Source organism: Ideonella azotifigens (assembly GCF_006519715.1).
GTDB classification, from domain to species: Bacteria; Pseudomonadota; Gammaproteobacteria; order Burkholderiales; family Burkholderiaceae_C; genus Ideonella; species Ideonella azotifigens.
In genome coordinates this window covers 1-9013 of record NZ_VIDT01000172.1, presented here as the reverse complement: position 1 = coordinate 9013, position 9013 = coordinate 1, and the positions used below count along the sequence as shown (strand labels likewise).

11 protein-coding genes are annotated in these 9013 nt (G+C 67.5%); 3 read left to right on the top strand and 8 right to left on the bottom strand.

Translation table 11 applies throughout. From position 1 onward, the window contains the following. The 6 genes from FKP22_RS12695 to FKP22_RS12670 all read right to left on the bottom strand — a co-directional run. Positions 1-513 (bottom strand): exodeoxyribonuclease V subunit gamma (locus FKP22_RS12695; RefSeq protein ID WP_233446837.1); only part of this gene is annotated, 513 nt, incomplete at its 3' end. 111 nt (positions 514-624) lie between these two features. Continuing rightward, the gene (locus FKP22_RS12690) at positions 625-1353 is read right to left on the bottom strand and encodes a hypothetical protein (protein WP_141287853.1); all 729 of its coding nucleotides are present in this window, start codon (positions 1351-1353) and stop codon (positions 625-627) included. 68 nt (positions 1354-1421) lie between these two features. Further along, positions 1422-1808 carry an MAPEG family protein gene (locus FKP22_RS12685; RefSeq protein WP_141287852.1) on the bottom strand — a complete coding sequence of 129 codons (387 nt, stop codon included), beginning with the start codon at positions 1806-1808 and terminating at the stop codon, positions 1422-1424. Between the two features lie 83 nt (positions 1809-1891). Further along, positions 1892-2239 (bottom strand): PilZ domain-containing protein, encoded by a 348-nt coding sequence (locus tag FKP22_RS12680; RefSeq protein WP_141287851.1) that lies wholly within the window; start codon positions 2237-2239, stop codon positions 1892-1894. Between the two features lie 124 nt (positions 2240-2363). Then, the gene (locus tag FKP22_RS12675; protein WP_211361393.1) at positions 2364-3446 is read right to left on the bottom strand and encodes an alpha/beta fold hydrolase; all 1083 of its coding nucleotides are present in this window, start codon (positions 3444-3446) and stop codon (positions 2364-2366) included. A 56-nt stretch (positions 3447-3502) separates the two neighbouring features. Then, positions 3503-3919 (bottom strand): tautomerase family protein, encoded by a 417-nt coding sequence (locus tag FKP22_RS12670; protein WP_170200872.1) that lies wholly within the window; start codon positions 3917-3919, stop codon positions 3503-3505. Positions 3920-4021: 102 nt separating this feature from the next. Between FKP22_RS12670 and FKP22_RS12665 the strand changes: the two genes are divergently transcribed. Next, positions 4022-4945, top strand: coding sequence for a LysR family transcriptional regulator (locus tag FKP22_RS12665; RefSeq protein WP_141287849.1), 924 nt, complete (start codon positions 4022-4024; stop codon positions 4943-4945). Between the two features lie 7 nt (positions 4946-4952). Here the strand turns inward: FKP22_RS12665 and FKP22_RS12660 are convergent, their stop codons facing one another. Next, entirely contained in the window at positions 4953-5228 is a 276-nt protein-coding gene (locus FKP22_RS12660) for a metal/formaldehyde-sensitive transcriptional repressor (RefSeq protein WP_141287848.1), read from the bottom strand. Between the two features lie 114 nt (positions 5229-5342). On the opposite strand from FKP22_RS12660, the gene dmeF reads away from it, so the two are divergent. Further along, positions 5343-6335, top strand: a complete 993-nt coding sequence (dmeF, locus tag FKP22_RS12655; protein ID WP_141287847.1) for a CDF family Co(II)/Ni(II) efflux transporter DmeF — start codon at positions 5343-5345, stop codon at positions 6333-6335. Positions 6336-6374: 39 nt separating this feature from the next. On the opposite strand, the gene FKP22_RS12650 is transcribed toward dmeF, so the two are convergent. After that, positions 6375-7427, bottom strand: a complete 1053-nt coding sequence (locus FKP22_RS12650; protein ID WP_141287846.1) for a hypothetical protein — start codon at positions 7425-7427, stop codon at positions 6375-6377. A 208-nt stretch (positions 7428-7635) separates the two neighbouring features. Between FKP22_RS12650 and FKP22_RS12645 the strand changes: the two genes are divergently transcribed. Further along, positions 7636-9013: ABC transporter ATP-binding protein (locus FKP22_RS12645; protein WP_141287845.1), on the top strand; the 1378-nt coding region annotated here is incomplete at its 3' end.

Genomic DNA, 9013 nt, shown 5'->3' with positions numbered 1-9013 from the left:
CTGGTCCGCCGGCAGCGGATGGTCCGGCCTGCCCGGGTTGCGCAGCACGTCGCGCCCCTGCGCCCAGCCTTCCAGCCAGTCGGCGCGGTAGACCTGGTACTGGTCGAACAGGTCGGCCAGGCGACGGCTGAGCTGCAGCAGGCGATCCGGCTCGTCGCCCATCAGGAACCCGGCGACGGGCTCAAAGCCAGGTCGCTGCGCCAACTCGGGCAACAGCTGCATCAGCCGCCAGGTCAGCGGCGTCTTGTCCAGTGCCGAGTGCATCGGCACCTGGTCCCGCCCCAGCACCTGCCGGTACAGCCTCCACAGGAAACGCGCAGGCAACTCGACCCGCGCCGCAGCGCAAATGCCCGCCGCCCCGCCAGACTGCGCCAAGGACATCTTCAGCCACTCGGCCATGCCGTTGCTCTGCACCAGCATGACCTCCTCTTCCAAAGGCGCCAGCGGATGCGCCCTGAGCCAGGCGAACAGCGTTTCGGCCAGCAGTTCCGCGCGGTTGCCGTGCAAGACCATCAAGCCTTGCGGGATCGCGGGACGGTTATCGGGAGCAGGTGGGAATGTCATCAGGGCGCGGAGAAGCGAACAGGCGCCTGGTGACTGTAAGCGACCGATCCGCCGGCACGATCAGTGCTCCCATTGATCCAGCCAAGGTCTCGGACAGGCAGCAGGACGAACGGCGAACTCAGGCGGCACCACATAGCCATCAGGCACCACCAGCCGCATCTGAAAGGCAATGCGCTTGATCACCCCATTGCGCTGCTCCTCACTGAGGTTCGCGGCTGACTTTCCACTGTCCGGACTTGGCCCGATGCCCGGGATCACGTCGGCGCTCGTGATGCTGAGCGTTGCTCTCCCCATGGGAAGGGCACCCAACTGAGCCACGCTCGTCTCTTGAGATTGAACAGGTGCGGAAAAGATCAGTTGGCGCACTGACCAGGACGCCTTCTTTCCATCTTTCACTGTGTAGTTGAACCAGAACTCCCGCTTCAGGCCTTTGTAGACAGCATCCTGCGCCTGGAAACCACCGTAACTGAGATCCAGATAGCTGTCGTTCCGATTGCGGTAGGGACGATTGAGAGGATAGATGTATTCCAGTTCATCGTCAGGAGGCTGAAGACGGTCTGGCGGCCGAACTTCCATTTGCCAGCCACCCGAGACTCCTTTGCTGGGCACCATGACAAAGATGGCCTCGGGTCCGATCACGCGCCGAAACTCGTGGTGGCTGCTCACCGCGCCGGAAAACCCAAAGGCCTTGCACCCCATTGCGGGCGCGGCGGCAGATGCGGACTGCGAGGCAAGGTCGCAAGCGACTGCTGCTGCAAGCACGAATCGGCTGGCATGAGTCCGGATCATTACGTCTCCTTGGATGTCAGGCACTTTGCCCTGAATTCCGCCACAACTTCAACATCCGATTTCCGGCCTCACCGAAAAACAGCCATCACTGCGCCCAGCAAACCCATCCCCAGCAAGCCCAGCACCGGTGTCATGCTGACTGCATAACCGAGCGAGCGGCTGGTGGGGTCGCGGGTATAGGCGCGCAGGTAGATCATGCGGCCGACGAGGTAGACGGCTCCAGCGCCGGCTGTCCAGAGCGGCGACCAATGTTGGGCGGCCAGCCACAGGCTGGGCAGCAGCACGACCAGCAGTTCCAGCGTGTTCATCTGCACCCGGTAGAGGCGCTCGAAGCCTTCATGGCCTGACACGGCCGGCGCATGAATGCCGTAGCGCGTACGGCCCCGGCTCACCAGGATGGCGAAGTACACATACTGCAGCAGCGCAAGCGCCGCGACGATTTCAACCCAGGCCATGAGAGATTCCAAACTGAGGAGGTGAAGCGGCGCCCGCGCGGGAAAGGCCCGGCGTTCCGATATCCGGATGAACAGGCCAGCGTCTACTGGCCCTTGAGAAATCGCGCAACGGCCTGCTCGCCAGCCGCCGACAGTCCTTCAAACTGCAGCCCCACCATGAACGCACCATGGTTGCTGCTGAGCACGCTGTGGGCGACCTGGACCTTGACTTCGACTGGCGTGCCGCCTCCCGTGAGCAAAGGCACCACGAAGCGGATCACGCAGCGCAGCTTCGGTGGTGGATTGGCCGAGGCGATGATGGCGATGCCGCCGGCGCTGATGTCCCAGGTGCGCACTTCCAACGGCGGCTGACTGGGGAAGACCAGCTGCGCCGTGCCGCGCAAGGGCTTGCGCTCGTGCAGGCGGCGCTCGGCACCCTTCAGCTCTGCCATGGGGCGCGCAGTGCCGACTCCGGCCGGTCAAGCTTGCTGCGGCGGGGACTTGGAAGCGGTGGGGTACACATCGTGGGCGCAATCTAACATCGACCGCCGCGGCGGCGCTACCGCCTGCCAGCGCTCATTGGGCGAGTGGCAGTACCCGCTCTTTCAGGTACTTGAACTGCGCCCCCAGCATCGCCGGGTTCGGGTCGTGGCCCATGCGAGGCAGCAGCACCCAGTCCTTCTGCGGCGCGTCGATGCTGTCGAAATAGCGGCGGGCCACGTCGGGCGTGGTCACCAGGTCTTCCTCTCCCTGCACGAAGAACACCGGCAGCTCGAACTTCAGGCCCAGGCTGGGCAGGTCGGTGGACGACAGCATGCCGTCGCCCTTCAGGCCGACGAACTGCAGGTAGGAGTAGTCCTCGCCGGCCTCGTAGTCGGCCTCGGCTTTGGCGGTGGTGTAGAGGGCGGAAGGCTGCCACCAGGCCTTGGGCGCGGGGTCGGTTCGGGCGGCTTCGTAGCGGCGGGTCACGCGGCGCAGGATGCCGAAGTTGCGCGGGTCGCGCCAAGGCGGCGGGCCCAGTGCCTCCAGCTTGGCGATGTTCTCCTGGTCTGCGGTCGCCTTGGCCCGCGCCAGCGTCGCGGCGTAGCTCGAAGACAGGTTGGCCTGCCCGTTCACCAGCTGCGCGGTGCTGATGTAGGCATGGAACAAATCAGGCCTGGCCTTGGCGATCTGGATGCCGAGGATGGAGCCCCAGGAACCGCCCATCAGGATCAGCTTGCGCGCGCCCAGGTGCTGCGCCACGTAGCTGGCCACCGCGATGCCATCGTCCCGCAGCTGGGCGACGGTGAGCGCCTCGTCTTCGGCCGGCCGGTTGCGGCCGTAGGTCATGCCGGAACCGCGCTGGTCCCAGTGCACGATGGTGAAGTCCTTCTGCCACGGACCGTAAAGCCCGTCAGAGAACATGCTGACCGGGTTGCCCGGCCCGCCATGCACCACCAGCACCACCGGGTTGCCACAACGTTCGCCCTTGATGGTGACCCACTGCTCGATGCCATTGATCGGCACGAAGCCTTGTTCGTCCAGCCGCTGGGACGGCGAGCTGCAGACCGAGCCGGCGGTGGCCAGTGGCGCAGCTTCCGCGGCGCCAGCGGCTTGCGCGCACACGGTCAGCGCGCCAGCCAGCCAGCGGCAGAGTGAAGAAGAGCGCAACAGGTTCAAGAGGACTCCTACCGAGCGGGGTACCCGCCCGCCGAAGATCGGAGTATCCGCGAGCGTCAGTTCGCGGCCATTGACTGGCGCGAGGCATGGCGCTGCGCCTGCGTCTCGCCATCGTAGCCCCAGCTGTCGCCCGGGACCTGGTGCAGCACGACATACAGCGGCGCCTGCGCGGGCCGGCCGCTTTCGGCCAAGATCAGCGCGTTCGCCTCGGCGATGAAGCGGCGACGTTCTGCCGCGGTGTTGCTGCCATCGGTGATGAACACCTCCAACTGGGCAGACCAGTCCTGCGCGCCAAGCGCAGCACCGGCCACCGACCAGGACCCAGGCGGCGCCTGTTCGACGGCCACGACGGTCAGGGCTGCGTCCTTGCGCAGCGTGCTGGCCATCAGGCGGGTCAGGCCTGACTGAAGGCGCTGGCGGCTCGCGTCGTCAAACTCATTGGCGCTGGCAAGGGTCAGGCGGAGGAAAGGCATGGCGTCTCGAAGAAGAAGTGAAGGTGCGCCATCGTGAACCGGCGCCATCAAGGAGACAATCACACACTCACTTGACACACTGTTTCTCTTGAGGAAACCATCATGCGCCCATCCGCCATTGGCGACGCCCAGCAACTCGCGGCCATGGTGGTCTTCGCCCGGGTGGTGGCCGCGGGCAGTTTTTCGGCCGCGGCGCGGGAGCTCGGGCTCACCAAGTCGGCCGTCAGCAAGCAGGTCCAGCGGCTGGAGCTGGAACTGGGCGCGAAGTTGCTGAACCGCAGCACGCGCAAGCTGTCGCTGACCGAACCCGGGCAGATCGTGCACGCCCATGCGGAGCAGATCGTGCACCTGAGCAACGCCACCCGCAACGAGCTGGCGCAACTGTCCGAGCGCCCAAGCGGGCTGCTGCGCATGACGGCCTCGCTGGCCTACGGCAAGCATGTGCTGGCGCCGCTGCTGCCGGACTTCTTCGCGCAATGCCCCGAGGTGCGGGTGGCGCTGACGCTGGTGGACCGGCACGTGGACCTGATCGAAGAAGGTTTCGACCTGGCGATTCGGCTGACGGACACGCCGCCCGAGCCGCTGGCCGGGCGGCGCCTGCATGCCTGTGAGTTCGTGCTCTGCGCGTCGCCCAAGTTCGCCGGGCTGGCCGACGTTCAGCATGCGCGAGACCTCGCGCAGCAAGCTTGCCTGGGCTTCTCGGCCGGCGTGTCCGCCAAGCTCACGCCCTGGCGGCTGACCGACCCCGACGGCAAGGCGGTGACCGTTGCCGTCCAGGGCCCGGCCGTGGTCAACAGCAGCGACGTGGTGCGCGAGCTGACGCTGCGTGGCCTGGGCATTGGCCTGCTGCCCCGCTTCACCGTGGAGCCCGATCTTGCCCAGGGCCAACTGGTCCAGGTGTTGCCGCAATGGCAAGCCGCCGGCGCATTTGGCCCGGCCTGGGCGCTGTGGTCACCGCAGCGGCAGATGCTGCCCAAGCAGCGCGCGATGATCGACTTCCTGGTGAGCCGCCTGAGCGCGGCCTGAGTGGCCGCTATTTCAGGTAGGACCTAAGCGCGCCCACCACCTGTTCCACATCCTCGCCACGCTGCTCGGCACTCACACCCTCAGCACCCAGGTGCTCGCGAATGTGGCCTTCCAGCACCTCGGCCATCAAGCCATTGACGGCACCGCGGATCGCCGCGATCTGCTGCAGGATGGCGCCGCATTCGGTCTCCTGATCGAGCGCGCGCTCCAGCGCGTCCGCCTGGCCGCGGATGCGGCGCACGCGGGCAATGAGCTTCTTCTTGGACTGGATGGTGTGGGCCATGGGGCAAGGGCATCGCCTCACGGCGACAAGCCGTGAGGCGAGAACAAATGTACTGGGGGGTAGTATGCAGGCTTTACGGCCTTCCGGCCGCCGAACGTCTGCAGTCCGCCCGCCATGACCACGCCCGCCGCCTCACCCTCTTCCGCCAAAGCCTGGACCGACACCGGCCGCCACAGCCACGCCTTCGGCGAAGCCAACCCGCTGGCCGAGCGGCGCACTCGCTGGGCGATGTGGATCACGCTGGCGATGATGGTGGCCGAGATCATCGGCGGCTGGTACTACAACTCGATGGCACTGCTGGCCGACGGCTGGCACATGAGCTCGCACGCGCTGGCGCTGGGCCTCGCGGCCTTCGCCTACGTGGCCGCACGCAAGCTGGCGCACGACCGCCGGTTCTCGTTCGGCACCTGGAAGATCGAGGTGCTGGCCAGCTACACCAGCGCCATCTGCCTGCTGGGCGTGGCGCTGCTGATGCTCATCCAGTCCGGCGAGCGGCTGCTGAACCCAGGTGCGATCCACTACGACGAGGCGATTGCACTGGCCGTGCTCGGGCTGGCGGTCAACCTGGTCTGCGCCTGGCTGCTGAAGGATGGCCACCATGGGCACGACCACGGGCACGGACATGGTCACGCCCACGGCGACGAAAGCCATGCAGACGAACTCCACCATGACCTGAACCTGCGCGCCGCCTACATCCACGTGCTGGCCGACGCCGCCACCTCGGTGCTGGCCATCCTCGCCCTCTTCGGTGGCAAGCTCTGGGGCGCGGACTGGCTGGACCCGGCCATGGGCATCGTCGGCGCAGGCCTGGTCGGCAAGTGGTCCCTGGGCCTGCTGCGCGACTCAGGCAAGGTGCTGCTGGACGCCGAGATGGACGCGCCGGTGGTCGCCGAGATCGAGGAAGTCATCGCCGCCAGCCCGGTGCCGGCCCGCATCCGCGACCTGCACGTCTGGCGCGTCGGCCAGGGCAGCTATGCCTGCATCCTGTCGCTGGAAGTGGACGTGCCCACCACGCCCGAATACTTCCGCCAGCAACTCGCGGTGCACGAGGAACTGGTACACATCACGGTGGAACTGATCCAACCCGGCGAGGCAGTGGCGCGCTGACGGTGCAGCCCCAGGTCCAGCGAGGCCACCCATCCAGTTTCACGGCCGCGATGCCCGCGCCGCCGTCGGCTTGAGCACTGCCTGGAACACCCGGTTCTGCGGGTCGTTGCGGCTTTGGGCTTGGACCACGATGGCGCCGCTGTCGTTGATCGCGGTCGGATACGAAATCATCCAGCCGGCCGCGCGGGCCTTGGTGTCCAGCAGTTTGGTGAGTGACGTGACCTGGCCATTCCGCCAGATCACACCAATGCCGGTGCAGTTGCCAACGGCCACGTCCAGGTTGTTCAGCGCGGTGGCCGTGCAGACGGTGTGCGCCAGCGCCGGCAGCGGCAGCACCTGGCCCGGTTTCCAGAGCATGGCCAGTGAGCCCCGGCTCGGGTCGAGGTAGCCACCCACCGCGGTGCCGTTGGCGTTGATGGCATTGATCGATGGATAGCCGAGCGCATCCAGTTCCGGCGTGGGCACCAGCAGACCGTCCTTCCAGACCAGCATCTTGATGCCGCCCGTCTCCGGCCACTGCCGCCAGCCGCTCATCCAGCCGTTGGCCGACGTGCGGTACACCGCCGACTCCGCCACGGCGACATCGGTGGGCAGCAGCGTGGGCGGCAGGGTGGGATCGGTCCACACCGCAGCCTGTTCGAGACCGTCCTTCGGGATGCGGCCCATCACCCGGCCTTGGGGGTCCACATCGAAGCCCTGGCAGGCGCAGTTCTCGTCGCCGCCATTCCAGGATGACAGCTGCACCGAAGAGCCGTCCGGTCGCCAGACCATGCTGAATCCCCTGTCGCCCTGGGCGCTGACGGTGTATCCGTTCTGCTCGCTGCGGCGCACCGTGTCCACGGTATGGCCGTCGGGCAGGGGCAGCACTTGCGGAACGCCTTGGGTCCACAGCACGGGCACCCACCGGGTGCCCGTCCACGCACGGCCGGTCACCACGCCCTGCTGGTCCAGCGTGCTGGTCACGGCGTCGCTGGCCCCGGAGGGGTTCTGCAGCAATTGCAGCCGGTAGGTTTCGGCGGCAGCAAGCCGCGGCACCAGCGCGGCGGCCAAGGCCACTGCGGCCACGGAGAAGCGATGAATCACGAAGCGCATGAACACACCTTTCAGGGTGATGAGGCAAATGCGTAGCTTTCGACCTCACGCTGCGCGCGTCTATCCTCGTCCAGAGGACGAACAGGCAGGGTCGGCCCCCTAGAATCGGCGGCCCTGCCAACCCACACCGCCGCTCGGGCCACCTGCCCTGGCGTGCCGGCCACCGGCTCGCGGCCACACGCCGCAGCGCCGGCCCAGCCAAGCAACGATGACCCTTGCCCGCCTGATCCTGAACTTCGTGCGCCGCCATGCCGCGGCCTACGGCCTGGCCGGCGTGATGCTGGCCGGCATTGCCTTGTTGACGGTCTGGCTGCCGCGGCAGATCGGCCACCTGGTGGACGCACTGGTGTCACATCAACTGGCGGGCCCGGCGCTGTGGCGCGAGCTGGGCTGGCTGCTCGCGGCCGGCGTGGCGATCTACTTCCTGCGCGTGGGCTGGCGAATGCGCCTCTATGCCGCCGCCTACCGCATGGGCGTGGAACTGCGCGCGCAGCTGTACGGCAGGCTGGCCGACCAGGGCCCGCGCTTTTTCCAGACCCGCCGCACCGGCGACCTGATGGCGCTGGCCACCAATGACGTGGACGCCGTGGAAATGGCTTGCGGCGAAGCGCTGCTGGCCGGCTTCGACGGCACGCTGACGCTGGTGCTGGTCGTCGGCACCATGGCCGTGGGTGTGGACTGGCGGCTGGCCGCGGTGGCGCTGCTGCCCTTCCCGTTCATGGCCTGGGCCTTCTGGTGGATCTCGCGCGCCGTGCACGAGCGCTCGCGCCAGGCGCTGGACGCCTTTGGCGGTCTGAACGACCACGTGCAGGAAACCATTTCCGGCGTGCGCACGCTGCGTGCGCTGGGGCTGGAGGCGCGCAGCAGCGCGCGGTTTGCCGAGCTGGCCAGCCATGCCGCCGAGACCGGCTTCCAGGCCCAGCGCTGGGAGGCGCGCTACGAGCCCGCCGTCGGCATGGCGCTGGCCTGCGCGAGCGCGTTTTCGCTGGGCCTGGGCGGCTGGTTGGTGTGGCATGAAGAACTCAGCATTGGCCAGTTGACCAGCTTCGGGCTGTACCTCACGCAGTTGATCTGGCCGATGTTCGCCGCCGGCTGGGTGCTGTCGCTCTGGGAGCGCGGCAAGGCGGCCTGGGTGCGGCTGTCCAAGGTGCTGGACGAACCACTGGCCATCGACGACGACGGCAGCATCAGCCCGGTGCAGGCCGGCGAGATCGCGATCGAACAGCTGCGCTTTGCCTACCCAGGCGCGCCGGCCCCGGCGCTGGACGCGCTGAACCTGCGCATCACGACCGGGAGCACGCTGGGCCTGGTGGGGCCGACCGGCTCGGGCAAAAGCACGCTGATCAAGCTGCTGCTACGCCAGTGGATGCCGCAGGCCGGCAGCCTGCGCTGGGGCGGCGTGACGCTGGCCGACTACACACTGGACGCGCTGCGCGCCGGCATTGCCTGGGTGCCGCAGGAGCCCATCCTGTTCTCCGCCAGCGTGGCCGAGAACATTGCGCTCTCGCGGCCCGAAGCCACGCGCGAAGCCATCGAAGCCGCAGCCAAACTGGCGGCGGTGCACGACGATATCGTGCGCCTGCCGC